We start from the raw sequence: 16,159 nt of genomic DNA on the forward strand, positions 1-16,159 counted from the left end.
CGGTGGCGGGCCGTTCGACGCAAGGGTGAGATGCGGGGAGAGACCCCGCCGGAACCCGAGGAGCCACCATGCCCCGTTACCTGTCGCTCGTGCGCATCGACGAGACCACCGCCCCCGCCGAGGGCCCCAGCGAGGCGCTGATGCAGCGGATGGGCGAGCTGATCGAGGAGATCACGAAGGCCGGCGTGATGCTGGACACCGCCGGCCTGACGCCGACCGCCGACGGCACCCGGGTGCACTGGGAGGGCGGGAAGATCTCCGTCACCGACGGGCCGTTCACCGAGGCCAAGGAGGTCATCGGCGGCTACGCGATCATGCAGTGCAAGGACAAGGCCGAGGCCCTGGAGTGGACCAAGCGGTTCCTCCAGGTGCACGAGGAGTTCTGGACCGTGACCTGCGAGGTCCGGGAGATCGCGGAGGGCTGACCCTCCTGGCGTACGTCCGGCGGTGGGTGTTGCATGGGGGGCTGTGAGCACACAGCCCCCCGCCGACGCCCCCGCGGACGCCCAGGCCGACCCCCGCCACGCCATCGAGACCGTCTTCCGGCTCGAGTCGCCCCGCGTGATCGCCGGCGTCGCCCGGATCGTCCGGGACCTCGGCATCGCGGAGGAGCTGGCGCAGGACGCGCTGGTCGCAGCCCTGGAGCAGTGGCCCCGGGACGGGGTGCCCGGCAATCCGGGCGCCTGGCTCATGGCGACCGCCCGCCACCGCGCCGTCGACCTGGTCCGGCGCCGGGAGAACTACGCCCGCAAGCTCGCCGAGATCGGCCGCAGCACCGAGACCACGGCCCCGCCGGAGGAGCCCGCCGACCCGGAGGACATCGACGACGACCTGCTCCGGCTCGTCTTCACCACCTGCCACCCGGTGCTCTCGCCCGAGGCCCGCACGGCCCTCACCCTGCGCCTCCTCGGCGGCCTGACCACGGCCGAGATCGCGCGTGCCTTCCTCGTCCCCGAGCCGACGGTCGCTCAGCGCATCGTCCGCGCCAAGCGCACCCTCGCGACGAAGAACGTCGCCTTCGAGGTGCCGTACAGCCCCGACCGCGAGGCCCGGCTCGGCTCGGTCCTGGACGTCATCTACCTGATCTACAACGAGGGGTACGCGGCCACGGCGGGCGACGACTGGCTGCGCCCGTCGCTCTGCGAGGACGCGCTGCGGCTGGCCCGGGTGCTGTCGGGGCTCATGCCGAAGGAGCCGGAGGTGCACGCCCTCGCCTCGCTCCTGGAGTTCCAGTCCTCCCGCACGGCCGCCCGCACCGGCCCCGACGGCGAACCGGTCCTGCTCAGGGACCAGAACCGCCGCCGCTGGAACCGCATGCTCATCGCCCGCGGCATCAGGGCCCTGGCCCGCGCGGACGCCACGGCGACCGGCGTCCCGGGGCCGTACGCCCTCCAGGCGGCCATCGCGGCCTGCCACGCGCACGCGTACACGTACGAGGAGACCGACTGGAGGGCCATCGCCACCCTGTACGGGCTGCTGGCGGCCCGCTCCCCGTCCCCGGTCGTCGAGCTGAACCGAGCGGTGGCCGTGTCGATGGCCGAGGGCCCGGCGGCCGCCCTGGAGATCGTGGACCCGCTGACCGCGGAACCCGCCCTGAGCGACTACCACCTGCTGCCGAGCGTCCGCGCCGACCTGCTGGCCCGCCTCGGGCGTACGGCGGAGGCCCGCACGGAGTTCGAACGGGCCGCGGGCCTCGCGCGCAACGAGCGGGAACGGGAGCTGCTGCTGGCCAGGGCGCGGGAGTGCGCTTCGTAACCTTTCGGCAGACTGCTGTTCAAGCGACGCGCACAGCACGGAGTACGTCGACCTGAAGTCGGCCGGCACCCAGGCCGCCATCGCCTTCGGCGGCACCGGTTCGGTGACGGCAGGTGCGCTGAACACGGCCGGCTCGTCGATCAGCGCGAGCGGGAACGACTTCGTGTACCAGCCGTACTGCAACGGCCTCGCCGCGACGAAGAGCGCCCTGGCGCTGCGCACGGACGCCGGTGCGCCCGCCGCGGCCCCCACCGGGTCCGGTACGGCGGCCGACCGGAACCTCGCGCCGCTCAGGACCGCCCAGCACCAGTAGCCGGCTGCGCGGGGGCGCCGACGAGCATGGTCGGCGCCCCCGCCACCCGGGTCAGGAACACGGTCGCCGCGTTCGGTCCCTGCGGCTTGACCTTCCTGCGCAGTTCCTCGGGCTCCACCGCGGAGCCGCGCTTCTTCACGGTCAGGTTCCCGACCTCGCGCTCGCGCAGCAGGGCCTTCAGCTTCTTGACGTTGAAGGGGAGTTCGTCGGTGATCTCGTACGCCGTCGCGCAGTCGGAGGCTTGGAGGGTGTCGGCCGTGACGTACGCGATCGTCGGGTCGATCAGGCCCGCGTCCAGCTCCTCGGCCACCTCGGCGACCAGGTGGGCACGGATGACGGCGCCGTCCGGCTCGTACAGGTAACGGCCGACCGGGCGGACGGCGGGGTCGGGCAGGCCGCGGCCGAGCAGGGTGCGCGGGCCGGGGAGGAGGGTGGCGCGGACGGCCCCCGGGGCGCCGGTGCCGAACCAGAGGACGGCTTCCTTGACGTCGCCGTGGTCCGAGATCCACTCGGCCTCGGCCGCCGCCGGGACCGCCTCGTGCGGGATGCCGGGGGCGATCTTCAGCGCGGCCACGCGGGCGGCCGACGCGGTGGCGACCGCCCAGGACAGCGGCGGTGAGTAGGCCTCCGGGTCGAAGATGCGGCCACGGCCGCCGCGCCGGGCCGGGTCGACGAAGACGGCGTCGTGGCCGGCCGTGTCCACCTCCTGGACGTCCGCCTCCCGTACCTCGATCAGGCCGGCGAGCCCGAGCGCCTCGGCGTTCGCGCGGGCGGCGGCCGCCGTCACCGGATCCCGGTCCACGGCGAGGACGCGGATTCCGGCCCGGGCGAGCGCGATCGCGTCGCCCCCGATCCCGCAGCACAGGTCGGCCACCGAGGTCACCCCGAGCGCCTTCAGCCGCCCCGCCCGGTACGCGGCGACACTCGCCCGCGTCGACTGCTCGACCCCGTTCGGGGTGAAGAACATGCGGCCCGCGTCCGCCTCCCCGAACTTCGCCGCCGCCCGCTGCCGCAGCCGGGCCTGGGCCAGCGCCGCCGACACCAGCTCGGCGGGGTGCTCGCGGCGCAGCCGGGTGGCCACGGCCAGCTCGTCGGCGGGCGCGGTGCCGCGCACCTCGTCGAGGAGGGCGTGGCCCTCGGGGGTGAGGAGGGGGGAGAGGAGGTCGTTCACCGGGTCATTGTCGGCCAGTCGGTGGATGGTTCGCCTCCGGCCGCGGTGTCTGCCGGGGTTCCGGGGAGAGGGCTGGAAAGATCCGAGGCCATGCGAGCAGTCGTACAAAATGACAAAAATAGGGTGGTTTTGGCCATGGCCGCCCTCGCCGCCGTGGCGGCCGTCACCGTCGTCTCCGGCTGCGCCGGACCGGAGGACGAGGCCGGGGTCCGTCCCGCCGCGGGCCAGCAGGCCCATCGGGCCGCCGCCGCCCCCGACGACCACGCCGCCCTGGTCGCCGCCGCCCGGCGCTGGGGGCTGGACGCGGTCCCGCTGCGGCCCCCGGCCCCGCCGAAGTACAAGCCGAGGATCACCGCTCGCGACGGCTTCGAGGTGGACGGCCAGGTGGAGGACGACCTGCCCCCGGTCTTCACCACCGTCCCCACCAGGAAGAAGGTCGTCTTCCTCACCGTCGACGACGGCTCCGAGAAGGACCCGGACTTCCTGCGGATGATGAGCGAGCTGCGGATCCCCTACACCGCGTTCCTCAGCAACTACCTGGTCAAGGACGACTACGGCTACTTCCGCCGGATGCAGGCCGAGGGCCACACCCTCAACAACCACACCCTCACCCATCCCTACATGCCCGGTCTGACCTACGAGGAGCAGAAGCACGAGATCTGCGGCATGCAGGACATCATGAAGCGGCAGTTCGGCAAGGCGCCGACGGTCTTCCGGCCGCCCTACGGCAACTACAACGGCGACACCCTGCGCGCCGCCAAGGCCTGCGGCATCAAGTACGCGCCGATCTGGGACGAGGAGGTGTTCGTCGACCACTGGGAGTACCGCGAGTGGGACCGCGGACTGCACCCCGGTGACATCGTCCTCACGCACTTCCGGGGCCGGAACGACTGGGACGGCACCATGGTCGACGACATGCGCCGCTTCCTGAACAAGGTCACCCGCGACGGCTACGCGGTGGCGCGCCTGGAGGACTACCTGTGAGCCGACCGAGGGCGACGGCCGCCGTCCTGGCCGCCGCCCTCCTCCTGTCGGCCTGCGCGCCGTCCGTCGACCCCATCGAACGGCTCGGCAGGAAGGCCGCCGACCGGGTGCACCCGCACGGCCCGTCGGGCGAGCCGCCGTACCGCCGCTGGGGCTTGACCGCGCCCCTCTCCCCGGCCCCACGCCCGCCGCTCCACCCGCTGTCCCTCCGCACCACCCGCCCCCCGGTCGTCGACCACATCCCCACCTCCGACCGGGTGGTCTTCCTGACCTACGACGACGGCGCCGAGAAGGACCCCCGCTTCGTCGACATGGTCCGCGAACTGCGGCTGCCGGTGAGCATGTTCCTCACGGACAGCGTGGTCGGCCCCGGCTACGGCCACTTCGCCCGCCTGCAGTCGGTCGGCGCGAGCGTCCAGAACCACACCCTCGACCACCCGGCCATGCCCGGCCTGCCGTACGCCGGCCAGCACGCCGAGATCTGCGGCCAGCAGGAGAAGCTGAAGTCCCGGTTCGGCATCCGCCCCCGCCTCTTCCGCCCGCCCTACGGCATCTACGACACCACCACCCTGCGCGCGGCGGCGGACTGCGGGGTCACTGCGGTGGTCCTGTGGCGGGCGGCGATGACCCCCGACGGCATCACCTACCGCACCGGCGACAAGCAGCTCCGCCCCGGCGACATCATCCTGGTCGGCCCCGACGAGGCCCTCGGCCCGACCCTCAGGAGCCGCACCGCCCGCCTCCTGCGCCGCGTCCAGGCGGCCGGCCTGACGGTGGGCCGGCTGGAGGACTATCTGTAGTCCTACCTCCGGGCTTGGCCGCACATCCCGCCGGTCGGGTGTCTGACGACGGCGCTCGGCCACAAAATCCAGCCCGTCCGGCGTTTGGGGACGAGGCCGAAGGCCGACAGGCGGGGGTCTGGGGGCGCCAGCCCCCAGGGACGGTCACCGCAACACCGCGCAACCCGGTTTTTTCGGCGCCGCGCCGCAGGCAATTGGCACTCCGCTTGACCGAGTGCTAATCGCGGTCATAGTCTCGGCTCTGGCACTCGGCAGATGAGAGTGCCAACAACGCGACGGGCAGGTCCGGCACCCGCGACGACGGATCCACCTGGTCGCCACCTCAGACAGTTAACCCCGTGAGATCTCCGAAGGGGGAGGTCGGATCGTGACGACCGCCAGCTCCAAGGTTGCCATCAAGCCGCTTGAGGACCGCATCGTGGTCCAGCCGCTCGACGCCGAGCAGACCACGGCCTCCGGCCTGGTCATCCCGGACACCGCGAAGGAGAAGCCCCAGGAGGGCGCCGTCCTCGCCGTGGGCCCGGGCCGTTTCGAGAACGGCGAGCGCCTGCCGCTCGACGTCAAGGTCGGCGACGTCGTGCTCTACAGCAAGTACGGCGGCACCGAGGTGAAGTACAACGGCGACGAGTACCTCGTCCTCTCGGCTCGCGACGTGCTCGCGATCATCGAGAAGTAAGCCTGCGACTTACACCTCAAGCACTCCGCTTGAAGCTGCGCCCCTGGCCCCCGCGATCCTCCAAGAAGCCGGGCGCCAGGGGCGCAGTCTTGTTCACCCCAGATTTCCGAGAGGGCATCCGCTGCCATGGCGAAGATCCTGAAGTTCGACGAGGACGCCCGTCGCGCCCTTGAGCGCGGCGTCAACAAGCTTGCCGACACGGTGAAGGTGACGATCGGCCCCAAGGGCCGCAACGTCGTCATCGACAAGAAGTTCGGCGCCCCCACCATCACCAACGACGGTGTCACGATCGCCCGCGAGGTCGAGATCGAGGACCCGTACGAGAACCTCGGCGCGCAGCTGGTGAAGGAGGTGGCGACCAAGACCAACGACATCGCGGGTGACGGTACGACCACCGCCACCGTGCTGGCCCAGGCGCTCGTCCGCGAGGGCCTGAAGAACGTCGCCGCCGGTGCCTCCCCGGCCGCCCTGAAGAAGGGCATCGACGCCGCGGTCGCCGCCGTCTCCGAGGACCTGCTCGCGTCGGCCCGCCCGATCGACGAGAAGTCCGACATCGCCGCCGTCGCCGCGCTGTCCGCCCAGGACCAGCAGGTCGGCGAGCTCATCGCCGAGGCGATGGACAAGGTCGGCAAGGACGGTGTCATCACCGTCGAGGAGTCCAACACCTTCGGTCTGGAGCTGGACTTCACCGAGGGCATGGCCTTCGACAAGGGCTACCTGTCGCCGTACTTCGTGACGGACCAGGAGCGCATGGAGGCCGTCCTGGAGGACCCCTACATCCTCATCAACCAGGGCAAGGTCTCCTCCATCGCGGACCTGCTGCCGCTGCTCGAGAAGATCATCCAGTCCAACGCCTCGAAGCCGCTGCTGATCATCGCCGAGGACGTCGACGGCGAGGCCCTGTCGACCCTGGTCGTCAACAAGATCCGCGGCACCTTCAACGCGGTCGCGGTCAAGGCCCCCGGCTTCGGCGACCGCCGCAAGGCGATGCTGGAGGACCTGGCGATCCTCACCGGCGCCACGGTCGTCTCCGAGGAGGTCGGCCTCAAGCTCGACCAGGTCGGCCTGGACGTGCTCGGCTCCGCCCGCCGTGTCACCGTCACCAAGGACGACACCACGGTCGTCGACGGCGCCGGTGACTCCGGTGCCGTGACCGGCCGCGTCGCCCAGATCAAGGCCGAGATCGAGAACACCGACTCCGACTGGGACCGCGAGAAGCTCCAGGAGCGCCTCGCGAAGCTGGCCGGCGGCGTGTGCGTGATCAAGGTCGGCGCCGCCACCGAGGTGGAGCTGAAGGAGAAGAAGCACCGTCTGGAGGACGCCATCTCCGCGACCCGCGCCGCGGTCGAGGAGGGCATCGTCTCCGGTGGTGGCTCCGCGCTCGTCCACGCCGTGAAGGTCCTCGAGGACAACCTCGGCAAGACCGGCGACGAGGCCACCGGTGTCTCCGTGGTCCGCAAGGCCGCCGTCGAGCCGCTGCGCTGGATCGCCGAGAACGCCGGCCTGGAGGGCTACGTCATCGTCTCCAAGGTCGCCGAGCTGGAGAAGGGCAACGGCTACAACGCCGCCACCGGCGAGTACGGCGACCTGGTCAAGGCCGGCGTCATCGACCCGGTCAAGGTCACCCGCTCCGCCCTGGAGAACGCCGCCTCCATCGCCTCCCTGCTCCTGACGACCGAGACCCTCGTCGTCGAGAAGAAGGAAGAGGAAGAGGCCGCCGCCGCAGGCCACTCGCACGGCCACTCGCACTGAGGCGACAGTCTCTGAGCTGAGGAAGCCCCCGCTCCCGGTCGTCCGCCGGGAACGGGGGCTTCGCCCCTCGCGGGTACTTCGATGGTCGGCCTACTTCGCCAGTGCGTCCAGCGCACCCAGCTGTGCCAGCAGCCCCATCCGGTCGTACTGCAGCCAGCCCTCGGCCATCTTCCCGTTCGCGTCGAAGCGGTGGATCGTGGTCCCGGCCATGGTGACCTGCCGGCCGGTGTTCGGGATCCCCATGAACGGCCCCTGGTGCACGCCCGTCCAGAGCCACCTGGTGCACACCCGGTCGCCCTGGGCGATCTGGTCCTCGACGCGGAACGTGAAGTCGAAGGCCCCCCGCCACATCTCCAGCTTGCGCCGCATCGCGTCCATGCCGATGGTGTCCTGTCCCTCGACCGGATCGTGGTCGTGGTAGTCCTCGGCGAGCAGGCCGTCCAGCGGAGCCAGCGGGCCGGCCGCCGCGATCGTCTCGAAGAACCGCCGCGCGGTGCCGGCGTACAGCCCCTCGTCGCGCACCACGTCCAGATCGGTGAACGTCGGCGTCCCCTCGCACAGCGCCAGCAGCTCGTGGAAGACCTTGTCGGTCTCCGGCAGCCGTGAGTTCCGCATCGCCTCCTCGTACGACGGGAACTCCACGATCTCCACGACGTGCTCCGCGTCGCTGCGGTCCTTGCCGACCAGCGTGTGCGTCGCCGTCCGCTTCCCCTTGGTCTGCTCGACCCACCTGTCCATCAGCCGGTCCATCTCGTCGAACCGCCTGGTCCTGCACTCGATGAGCTGCACGAACGTCATGAAACCGCCTCCGGCCCCCCTGCGGGCGCGACCGAACTACACCATCGTCTCACCGGCCCCGTTCCGGTGGGTCCCGGTGCGCCCTGGTGCAGCCCGGCCGGCTCCCTACTGCGGCCCGTACTTGCGGCCCGTCTTCGAGCTGATGCCGCCCACCAGCCCGCGCGGCGCCATCTTCGCCAGGCCCGTCAGCACCTTGTAGCGGGGATCCGGGACCGACAGCGTCTTCCCGCGCGCGAGGTCGGCCAGCGCCGCCGCGACCAGCTTGTCGGCGTCCAGCCACATCCAGCCCGGGATGTTGTCCGTGCCCATCCCGGCCCGCTGGTGGAACTCCGTACGGACGAACCCCGGCGCCAGCGCCATCAGCCGCACCCCGGTGCCCGCGAGGTCGCGCGCGGCGCCCTGGGTGAACTGCACGACCCACGCCTTGGAGGCGCCGTACGTCCCGCGCGGCACGAAGGCCGCCACCGAGGCCACGTTGACGACACCGCCGCGGCCGCGCTCGCGCATCGCCTCGGCCGCCGCCGAGGTCAGCCGCAGCACCGCCTCGCAGTGCACCTTGAGCATGCGCAGCTCGTCGGCCATCGAGACGTCCAGATAACGGCCCTTGTTGCCGAAGCCGGCGTTGTTGACCAGCAGGTCGACCGGGTTCTTGCGGTCCCCGAGCCGGGCGGCCACCGACTCGATGCCGGCGTCCTCGGCGAGGTCGGCGGTGAGCACCTCCGCCTCGATGCCGTGCCGGTCGTGCAGCTCGGTCGCCTGCTCGCGCAGCCGCTTGGTGTCCCGCGCCACCAGGACGAGGTTGTGCCCGTCAGCCGCCAGCCGCCGCGCGAACGCGGCACCGATCCCCGCGGTCGATCCCGTAATCAGAGCCGTTGTCATGGACCAAGGGTAGTTACCCGGACTGACGGCGTCCGCTGTGCGCACCGGCTCTCCCTAACGGTGAAGTGCCGGTGAACGGCCTGCGCGTGACAGCCGTTCAGCCGCTCTGCGCCGCCACGTACTTCCGGGCCTGCGCCAGCGCCTCCGGGTGCAGCGCCGCGCCCGCCGCGAGCAGCCGGGGCAGCAGCTCCCGCTCGGTGGTGGTCGCGCGGAACTCCATCGCCGCCGTCACCCCGTGCTCCGGCAGGTGGATGATCTCGATGGGGTCGCCGGACCGGATCTCACCCGGTTCGATCACCCGGAGGTAGGCACCGGTGGCACCCTTCCGCGTGAATCTCTTCACCCATCCCCGCTCGCCCAGATGGCCCTGAAAAGTACGGCACGGGATGCGCCCCGAGGTGACCTCCAGTACAACCCCGGAGCCGATCCGCCAGCGCTCGCCGATCAGCGCCTCCGACACGTTCAGCCCGTTTGTCGTGAGGTTCTCACCGAAACAGCCGTTCGGCAGCGGCCGGCCGAGCTCCTTCTCCCAGTGGTCGAGGTCCTCGCGCGCGTACGCGTAGACCGCCTGGTCGTCGCCGCCGTGGTGGCGCAGCTCGCACACCGCGTCCCCGGCCAGCCCGCTGCCCGCGGTCCCCTTGGGCCCGGGCGCCGCCACCCGCACCGGCCCGTCCACCGGCCGCTTGTCGATACCGGTCACGCCGTCGACCTGGTCCGTGTGCGGCGACGGCGTCGGACGGCCGAGGTTCACCGAGAGAAGCTCCATGCTCCGACGGTACGGGAGCATCCTCAAAGCGTCGACGCGTTTTCGGGCGCCCTGTCCAAGCCCGTCTTATGCTCAAGAGATGATCGAGGCACGTCATCTCCGCGTCCTGCGCGCCGTCGCCACCACCGGGTCCTTCTCGGCGGCGGGGCGCGAACTGGGCTGCACCCAGCCCGCCGTCAGCCAGCAGATGAAGGCCCTGGAGACCTCCGTGGGCACCCCGCTGCTGGTCCGCAACGGCCGCGAGATGCGCCTGACCCAGGCCGGCGAGGCCCTGGTCCGGCACGCCTCCGGGATCCTCGCCGGGCTCACCGCCGCCGAGGAGGAGGTCGCCGCGATCGCCGGGCTGCGCGCGGGCCGGGTGCGCCTGGTCTCCTTCCCGAGCGGCAGCTCCACGCTGGTCCCGACGGCACTCGCCGCCCTGCGCGCCGCCCACCCCGGCACCCGCGTCTCCCTGGAGGAGGCCGAGCCGCCGAAGTCCGTGGAGCTGCTGCGCGCGGGTGACTGCGACATCGCGCTGGCCTTCCGCTACGAAGGTGCCGCGGACGCCGAGGAGTGGGACGACCTGGTGGTACGGCCGCTGCTCACGGACCGGCTCGTCGGCCTGGTGCCGGAGCGGCACCGGCTGGCCCGGGCGGAGTCGGTCGCCCTCGGGGAACTCGCAGACGAGCCCTGGATCGCGGGCTGCCCGCGCTGCCGGGGGCAGCTCGTCCAGGCGTGCGAGAGTGCGGGCTTCACGCCCCGCATCGACTTCGCCACCGACGACTACCCGGCCGTGGTCGGCCTGGTCGGGGCGGGGCTGGGCGTCGCCGTACTGCCGCGGCTGGCGGTCGAGTCGGTACGGCCGAGAGGCGTCCGCACGGTGGTCCTCGAGCCCGCGGTGCGGCGGGAGATCGTCGCCCTCACCCTGGCCGACCTGGCGCAGGTGCCGGCGGTGGCGGCGACGTTGGAAGAGCTGGGCCGGGCGGCCCGGCGGGCGTAGCGGCTCACAGGCCGTCGGGGGCGCAGGCGCGGCCCGGCGAGGGCACCCACGTGCGCGTGCCCGGTCGTCGGCAGGTGCTCAACGAATTGTCAACAGATTGCAGAAACGTTCTTTCATGTGTCGGAGGCGGAGCTTCTCAGGTGTCGGAGGCGGCGCCGCCGCTGGTCGTCGACGCCGACACCAGCCTGTTGCGCGCCCGCCCCATGAGCTCTTCACGCTCGTCCTCGGTCAGGCCGCCCCACACGCCGTACGGCTCGCGGACCGCCAGCGCGTGCGCCGCGCACTCTGCGCGGACCGGGCACCTCATGCACACCTCCTTGGCCGAGTTCTCACGGGCACTCCGAGCCGCCCCGCGCTCGCCCTCGGGATGGAAGAAGAGCGAGCTGTCGACCCCACGGCAGGCAGCCAGGAGCTGCCAGTCCCACAGGTCCGCGTTCGGTCCGGGAAGGCGGGAGAAATCTGCCATTACGTGACCCCTTGTAGCCGTTCTGGGCGGATACGGTGCCAATAACCGTATATCTCCGGTCTAGAGAGATGAAAATATGACTCATTGGCAATCTAGCCCCAGACACCGTGAAACGGGAAGAAAAAGGTCTAAATGGGGCATTGGTTGTGATGAAAAGTTGAGGGTCTGACGTCCATGTCTGCACCGTGTCCGCACCCTCACGTAGAGTGCCGAAGACGGCATGCAGCCCCGTAACTCTTTCGAGTGACCGTCGTTGAGAGTGCGGTGGCGGTTGAAGCAACAAGCGCTCGGGCAGGCGTCCGAGACGTTCGACCGCACAGGTGACGATTCCGTACCAGCCTGGAGGCTCAAGGTGACGCGCATCAGCTGCGGAGGGCGGTCATGACATCCGTCCTCGTCTGCGACGACTCCCCGCTTGCCCGAGAGGCGCTGCGCCGCGCGGTGGCGACCGTGCCCGGCGTCGAGCGTGTGACGACGGCGGCCAACGGCGAGGAAGTCCTCCGCCGCTGGGGCGCCGACCGATCCGACCTGATCCTGATGGACGTGCGCATGCCCGGACTGGGCGGCGTCGAGACCGTGCGCCGGCTGCTGTCCGCCGACCCCGGCGCGCGCATCATCATGCTCACGGTCGCCGAGGACCTGGACGGCGTGGCCCTGGCCGTCGCCGCCGGCGCCCGCGGGTACCTGCACAAGGACGCCTCGCGCGCCGAACTGCGGGCAACCGTGACCCAGGCCCTCGCCGACCCGACCTGGCGGCTGGCCCCGCGCCGCCTCCGCTCGGCCGAGATGGGCGCCGCGCCCACCCTCACCGCGCGCGAGATCCAGGTCCTGGAGGGTATGAGCCACGGCCGTTCCAACGCCGAGATCGGCCGCGAGCTGTTCCTCTCCGAGGACACGGTGAAGACCCACGCCCGCCGGCTGTTCAAGAAGCTCGGAGCGTCCGACCGCGCCCACGCGGTGGCCCTCGGCTTCCGCTGGGGACTGGTTCGCTGACACGGCGGTGAGCTGCACCGCAGCGGAGAAGCGGACCGACCGGACGCCCCCGCCTACCCCAGGGCGGGCGGGGTCCACAAGACGGAGCGCCGGAGGCGCGCTGCTCGTTTCGGCGCGGATGCCGCATCCTTGAGGTGTGGAGTCTCTCGGGGACGAGTCGTTCGAGCGGAAGGGGAGGGCGCAGGAGATGAGTTCCGGCGCACCTGCTCATAACGCTTCGGTGCACAACGAAGGACGCGATGCCACGCCGCCGACGGCAGCAGGGCACCATGGACCGATGCGCGACGACGAGGCGGTCACCGCCGTAGGGACGATCGGCGCTCTCGTCCATCGCGCCGTAGACGGGGACGAGCAGGCCACGCACGACCTGCTCGCCCATGTCCACCCCCTCGCGCTGCGCTACTGCCGCACCCGCCTGTCCCGCCTCCCGGGCGACGCCCGCCACTTCGTCGAGGACCTCGCCCAGGAAGTCTGCGTGGCGGTCCTGCTGGCCCTGCCCCGCTACCGCGACACCGGCCGCCCGTTCGAGGCCTTCGTCTTCGCGATCGCCTCCCACAAGGTCGCCGACCTGCAGCGCGCCGCCATGCGCCACCCGGGCTCCACGGCCGTCCCCTCGGACGAGATGCCGGAACGGCCCGACGACTCCCTCGGTCCCGAGGAGCGCGCGCTGCTCAGCAGCGACGCCGAGTGGGCCAAGAAACTCCTGGCCAACCTCCCGGAGAACCAGCGCGAGCTGCTGCTGCTCCGCATCGCCGTGGGGCTCACGGCCGAGGAGACCGGCCAGATGTTGGGAATGTCACCGGGCGCGGTGCGCGTCGCCCAGCACCGGGCCCTGAGCCGGTTGCGGGCGCTGGCGGAGCAGTAGGCGACCGGGTCCCGCCCTGCGGCCTACGGGCCCCGCTCCCTGGAGCCGACGGGTCCACCTCCTCCCCGATGAACAGGCGCGCCCTCGTTCCCGTACGAACATACGAAGCCCGAAGCTGAGTCGTACCGTGGAATTTGGGAGCCGTGCTTCCCGTTAGCATGGACATCCGCACCGATCAAGGCCATTTGGGGAAGGTGTCATGACCACCAACGTCGACGGAGTGCCCGACAAATTCGCCACCCTCGGGCTGACCTACGACGACGTGCTGCTGCTGCCGGGAGCCTCCGAGGTCCTCCCGAACGCGGTCGACACCTCGTCCCGCATCTCTCGCAACGTCCGGGTCAACATCCCGCTGCTGTCCGCGGCGATGGACAAGGTGACCGAGTCCCGCATGGCGATCGCGATGGCCCGCCTCGGCGGTGTCGGCGTGCTGCACCGCAACCTCTCCGTCGAGGACCAGGTCAACCAGGTCGACCTGGTCAAGCGGTCCGAGTCCGGCATGGTCACCGACCCGATCACGGTGCACCCGGACGCGACCCTCGCCGAGGCCGACGCACTGTGCGCGAAGTTCCGGATCAGCGGTGTCCCGGTCACCGACCCCGACCGGAAGCTGCTCGGCATCGTCACCAACCGCGACATGGCCTTCGAGAGCGACCGCTCCCGCCGTGTCCACGAGGTCATGACGCCGATGCCCCTGGTCACCGGCAAGGTCGGCATCTCCGGCACCGAGGCCATGCAGTTGCTGCGCAAGCACAAGATCGAGAAGCTGCCGCTCGTCGACGACCAGGGCGTCCTCAAGGGTCTGATCACGGTCAAGGACTTCGTCAAGGCCGAGAAGTACCCGAACGCCGCCAAGGACTCCGAGGGCCGCCTGCTCGTCGGCGCCGCCGTCGGCGCCAGCCCCGAGGCCCTGGAGCGGGCCCAGGCGCTCGCCGAGGCCGGCGTGGACTTCCTGGTCGTCGACACCTCGCACGGCCACAACAGCAACGCCCTCAGCTGGATGGCGAAGATCAAGTCGAGCGTGGACGTCGACGTGATCGGCGGCAACGTCGCCACCCGCGACGGCGCGCAGGCGCTGATCGACGCCGGTGTCGACGGCATCAAGGTCGGCGTGGGCCCCGGCTCGATCTGCACCACCCGGGTGGTCGCCGGCATCGGCGTCCCGCAGGTCACCGCCATCTACGAGGCCTCCCTCGCCGCCCGCCCGGCCGGCGTCCCGCTGATCGGCGACGGCGGCCTGCAGTACTCCGGCGACATCGGCAAGGCGCTGGCGGCCGGCGCCGACACGGTGATGCTGGGCTCCCTCCTCGCGGGCTGTGAGGAGTCCCCGGGCGAGCTGCTCTTCATCAACGGCAAGCAGTTCAAGTCGTACCGCGGCATGGGCTCGCTGGGCGCCATGCAGTCGCGCGGCCAGGGCCGGTCGTACTCGAAGGACCGCTACTTCCAGGCCGAGGTCTCCTCCGACGACAAGCTCGTCCCCGAGGGCGTCGAGGGCCAGGTGCCCTACCGCGGCCCGCTGGCCAACGTGCTGCACCAGCTGGTCGGCGGTCTGCGCCAGACCATGGGCTACGTGGGCGCGGCCACCGTCGACGAGATGGAGTCCAAGGGCCGCTTCGTGCGGATCACCGCCGCGGGCCTCAAGGAGAGCCACCCGCACGACATCCAGATGACGGTCGAGGCGCCGAACTACAGCCGCAAGTAGTCGCCAGAGCCTTTCCAGGGCGGTCCCGGGCGCACCGGGGCCGCCCTTGCCGTACCCGTCGGCGATACTGGAAGACGCTGAAACGCAGAGGGAAAGGCCACAGACGTGACTGAGATCGAGATCGGGCGCGGCAAGCGCGGCCGCCGGGCGTACGCCTTCGACGACATCGCCGTCGTCCCCAGCCGCCGTACGCGGGACCCGAAGGAGGTCTCGATCGCCTGGCAGATCGACGCCTACCGCTTCGAGCTGCCGTTCCTGGCCGCCCCCATGGACTCGGTCGTCTCCCCGGCCACCGCGATCCGCATCGGAGAGCTCGGCGGCCTCGGCGTCCTGAACCTCGAAGGCCTCTGGACGCGGCACGAGGACCCGCAGCCGCTGCTCGACGAGATCATCGGGCTGGACGCCGACACCGCCACCCGCCGCCTCCAGGAGATCTACTCCGCCCCCATCAAGGAGGAGCTGATCGGCGCGCGCATCAAGGAGGTGCGCGACTCCGGCGTGGTCACGGCGGCCGCGCTCTCCCCGCAGCGCACCGCCCAGTTCTCCAAGGCGGTCGTGGACGCGGGCGTCGACATCTTCGTCATCCGCGGTACGACGGTCTCCGCGGAGCACGTCTCGTCCTCGCACGAGCCGCTGAACCTGAAGCAGTTCATCTACGAGCTGGACGTCCCGGTGATCGTCGGCGGCTGCGCCACGTACACGGCGGCCCTGCACCTGATGCGCACGGGCGCGGCGGGCGTGCTCGTCGGCTTCGGCGGCGGCGCGGCCCACACCACGCGCAACGTGCTCGGCATCCAGGTCCCCATGGCCACCGCGGTCGCGGACGTGGCCGCCGCCCGCCGCGACTACATGGACGAGTCCGGCGGCCGCTACGTCCACGTCATCGCCGACGGCGGTGTCGGCTGGTCCGGCGACCTCCCCAAGGCGATCGCCTGCGGCGCCGACTCGGTGATGATGGGCTCCCCGCTGGCCCGCGCGACCGACGGTCCCGGCAAGGGCCACCACTGGGGCATGGAGGCCGTCAACGAGGAGCTCCCGCGCGGCAAGAAGGTCGACCTCGGCACGGTCGGCACCCTCGAGGAGATCCTCACCGGCCCGTCCCACACCCCCGACGGCTCGATGAACCTCTTCGGCGCCCTGCGCCGCGCCATGGCCACCACCGGCTACAGCGAGCTGAAGGAGTTCCAGCGCGTCGAGGTGACGGTCGCGGACTCGCAGCACAAGCGGTAGCCGCCGCACGACGGACGGAGGGCCGGTCAC

General features: G+C 71.3%; 17 protein-coding genes. 12 read left to right on the plus strand and 5 right to left on the minus strand.

All coding sequences use genetic code 11. The annotated features are described in order from the left end of the window. Positions 1 to 68 precede the first annotated feature (68 nt). The 3 genes from ACFY6U_RS32900 to ACFY6U_RS32910 all read left to right on the plus strand — a co-directional run bounded on the left by ACFY6U_RS32900 (position 69) and on the right by ACFY6U_RS32910 (position 2,068). Positions 69 to 425, plus strand: coding sequence for a YciI family protein (locus ACFY6U_RS32900; protein WP_390044044.1), 357 nt, complete (start codon positions 69 to 71; stop codon positions 423 to 425). A 43-nt stretch (positions 426 to 468) separates the two neighbouring features. Then, complete coding sequence (locus ACFY6U_RS32905; RefSeq protein WP_390044046.1) at positions 469 to 1,755, plus strand: RNA polymerase sigma factor; 1,287 nt, start codon at positions 469 to 471, stop codon at positions 1,753 to 1,755. A 103-nt stretch (positions 1,756 to 1,858) separates the two neighbouring features. Continuing rightward, a complete protein-coding gene (locus tag ACFY6U_RS32910; RefSeq protein WP_390044048.1) occupies positions 1,859 to 2,068 on the plus strand; it encodes a hypothetical protein in 210 nt (69 codons plus the stop codon). Here the strand turns inward: ACFY6U_RS32910 and ACFY6U_RS32915 are convergent. Further along, positions 2,046 to 3,239, minus strand: coding sequence for a methyltransferase domain-containing protein (locus tag ACFY6U_RS32915; protein ID WP_390044050.1), 1,194 nt, complete (start codon positions 3,237 to 3,239; stop codon positions 2,046 to 2,048). The two genes, ACFY6U_RS32910 and ACFY6U_RS32915, sit on opposite strands and share 23 nt — an antisense overlap. A gap of 90 nt (positions 3,240 to 3,329) precedes the next feature. Between ACFY6U_RS32915 and ACFY6U_RS32920 the strand changes: the two genes are divergently transcribed. From ACFY6U_RS32920 to groL, 4 genes are all read left to right on the plus strand, one after another. Then, positions 3,330 to 4,223 carry a polysaccharide deacetylase family protein gene (locus ACFY6U_RS32920; RefSeq protein WP_390044052.1) on the plus strand — a complete coding sequence of 298 codons (894 nt, stop codon included), beginning with the start codon at positions 3,330 to 3,332 and terminating at the stop codon, positions 4,221 to 4,223. After that, the gene (locus ACFY6U_RS32925) at positions 4,220 to 5,023 is read left to right on the plus strand and encodes a polysaccharide deacetylase family protein (RefSeq protein WP_390044054.1); all 804 of its coding nucleotides are present in this window, start codon (positions 4,220 to 4,222) and stop codon (positions 5,021 to 5,023) included. Before ACFY6U_RS32920 ends, ACFY6U_RS32925 begins: the two co-directional genes overlap by 4 nt. A 367-nt stretch (positions 5,024 to 5,390) precedes the next feature. Then, positions 5,391 to 5,699 (plus strand): co-chaperone GroES, encoded by a 309-nt coding sequence (groES, locus tag ACFY6U_RS32930; RefSeq protein ID WP_004955293.1) that lies wholly within the window; start codon positions 5,391 to 5,393, stop codon positions 5,697 to 5,699. A gap of 126 nt (positions 5,700 to 5,825) precedes the next feature. Next, positions 5,826 to 7,451 carry a chaperonin GroEL gene (groL, locus tag ACFY6U_RS32935; RefSeq protein ID WP_351491273.1) on the plus strand — a complete coding sequence of 542 codons (1,626 nt, stop codon included), beginning with the start codon at positions 5,826 to 5,828 and terminating at the stop codon, positions 7,449 to 7,451. Positions 7,452 to 7,541: 90 nt separating this feature from the next. Here the strand turns inward: groL and ACFY6U_RS32940 are convergent, their stop codons facing one another. The 3 genes from ACFY6U_RS32940 to ACFY6U_RS32950 form a co-directional block, all read right to left on the minus strand. Beyond that, positions 7,542 to 8,249: an ester cyclase gene (locus ACFY6U_RS32940; RefSeq protein ID WP_390044056.1), complete on the minus strand. Its 708-nt coding sequence runs from the start codon at positions 8,247 to 8,249 to the stop codon at positions 7,542 to 7,544. A 105-nt stretch (positions 8,250 to 8,354) separates the two neighbouring features. Continuing rightward, entirely contained in the window at positions 8,355 to 9,128 is a 774-nt protein-coding gene (locus tag ACFY6U_RS32945; protein ID WP_390044058.1) for an SDR family NAD(P)-dependent oxidoreductase, read from the minus strand. A gap of 97 nt (positions 9,129 to 9,225) precedes the next feature. Next, the gene (locus tag ACFY6U_RS32950; protein ID WP_390044060.1) at positions 9,226 to 9,894 is read right to left on the minus strand and encodes an MOSC domain-containing protein; all 669 of its coding nucleotides are present in this window, start codon (positions 9,892 to 9,894) and stop codon (positions 9,226 to 9,228) included. 79 nt (positions 9,895 to 9,973) lie between these two features. Between ACFY6U_RS32950 and ACFY6U_RS32955 the strand changes: the two genes are divergently transcribed. Next, positions 9,974 to 10,873 carry a LysR family transcriptional regulator gene (locus ACFY6U_RS32955; RefSeq protein WP_390044062.1) on the plus strand — a complete coding sequence of 300 codons (900 nt, stop codon included), beginning with the start codon at positions 9,974 to 9,976 and terminating at the stop codon, positions 10,871 to 10,873. 136 nt (positions 10,874 to 11,009) lie between these two features. On the opposite strand, the gene ACFY6U_RS32960 is transcribed toward ACFY6U_RS32955, so the two are convergent. Beyond that, positions 11,010 to 11,339, minus strand: coding sequence for a WhiB family transcriptional regulator (locus ACFY6U_RS32960; RefSeq protein ID WP_390044064.1), 330 nt, complete (start codon positions 11,337 to 11,339; stop codon positions 11,010 to 11,012). Between the two features lie 381 nt (positions 11,340 to 11,720). Between ACFY6U_RS32960 and ACFY6U_RS32965 the strand changes: the two genes are divergently transcribed. The 4 genes from ACFY6U_RS32965 (at position 11,721) to ACFY6U_RS32980 (ending at position 16,129) form a co-directional block, all read left to right on the plus strand. Beyond that, positions 11,721 to 12,332, plus strand: coding sequence for a response regulator transcription factor (locus tag ACFY6U_RS32965; protein WP_003948568.1), 612 nt, complete (start codon positions 11,721 to 11,723; stop codon positions 12,330 to 12,332). A gap of 277 nt (positions 12,333 to 12,609) precedes the next feature. Next, complete coding sequence (locus ACFY6U_RS32970; RefSeq protein ID WP_089099378.1) at positions 12,610 to 13,197, plus strand: sigma-70 family RNA polymerase sigma factor; 588 nt, start codon at positions 12,610 to 12,612, stop codon at positions 13,195 to 13,197. A 199-nt stretch (positions 13,198 to 13,396) separates the two neighbouring features. Then, positions 13,397 to 14,899, plus strand: a complete 1,503-nt coding sequence (guaB, locus tag ACFY6U_RS32975) for an IMP dehydrogenase (RefSeq protein ID WP_390044066.1) — start codon at positions 13,397 to 13,399, stop codon at positions 14,897 to 14,899. A 105-nt stretch (positions 14,900 to 15,004) separates the two neighbouring features. Continuing rightward, positions 15,005 to 16,129 carry a GuaB3 family IMP dehydrogenase-related protein gene (locus ACFY6U_RS32980; protein WP_132893015.1) on the plus strand — a complete coding sequence of 375 codons (1,125 nt, stop codon included), beginning with the start codon at positions 15,005 to 15,007 and terminating at the stop codon, positions 16,127 to 16,129. The last annotated feature ends 30 nt before the right edge of the window (positions 16,130 to 16,159 follow it).

The sequence above is a fragment of the Streptomyces sp. NPDC013157 genome (assembly GCF_042899865.1).
Taxonomy (GTDB): Bacteria; Actinomycetota; Actinomycetes; order Streptomycetales; family Streptomycetaceae; genus Streptomyces.

What these genes read in the sequence shown, in the direction of transcription:
- ACFY6U_RS32900 (WP_390044044.1), top strand. Translation starts at nt 69, where the DNA reads ATGCCCCGTTACCTGTCGCTCGTGCGCATCGACGAGACCACCGCCCCC.
- ACFY6U_RS32920 (WP_390044052.1), top strand. Translation starts at nt 3,330, where the DNA reads ATGCGAGCAGTCGTACAAAATGACAAAAATAGGGTGGTTTTGGCCATG.
- groL (WP_351491273.1), top strand. Translation starts at nt 5,826, where the DNA reads ATGGCGAAGATCCTGAAGTTCGACGAGGACGCCCGTCGCGCCCTTGAG.
- ACFY6U_RS32940 (WP_390044056.1), bottom strand. Translation starts at nt 8,249, where the DNA reads ATGACGTTCGTGCAGCTCATCGAGTGCAGGACCAGGCGGTTCGACGAG.
- ACFY6U_RS32945 (WP_390044058.1), bottom strand. Translation starts at nt 9,128, where the DNA reads ATGACAACGGCTCTGATTACGGGATCGACCGCGGGGATCGGTGCCGCG.
- ACFY6U_RS32950 (WP_390044060.1), bottom strand. Translation starts at nt 9,894, where the DNA reads ATGGAGCTTCTCTCGGTGAACCTCGGCCGTCCGACGCCGTCGCCGCAC.
- ACFY6U_RS32955 (WP_390044062.1), top strand. Translation starts at nt 9,974, where the DNA reads ATGATCGAGGCACGTCATCTCCGCGTCCTGCGCGCCGTCGCCACCACC.
- ACFY6U_RS32960 (WP_390044064.1), bottom strand. Translation starts at nt 11,339, where the DNA reads ATGGCAGATTTCTCCCGCCTTCCCGGACCGAACGCGGACCTGTGGGAC.
- ACFY6U_RS32965 (WP_003948568.1), top strand. Translation starts at nt 11,721, where the DNA reads ATGACATCCGTCCTCGTCTGCGACGACTCCCCGCTTGCCCGAGAGGCG.
- ACFY6U_RS32970 (WP_089099378.1), top strand. Translation starts at nt 12,610, where the DNA reads ATGCGCGACGACGAGGCGGTCACCGCCGTAGGGACGATCGGCGCTCTC.
- guaB (WP_390044066.1), top strand. Translation starts at nt 13,397, where the DNA reads ATGACCACCAACGTCGACGGAGTGCCCGACAAATTCGCCACCCTCGGG.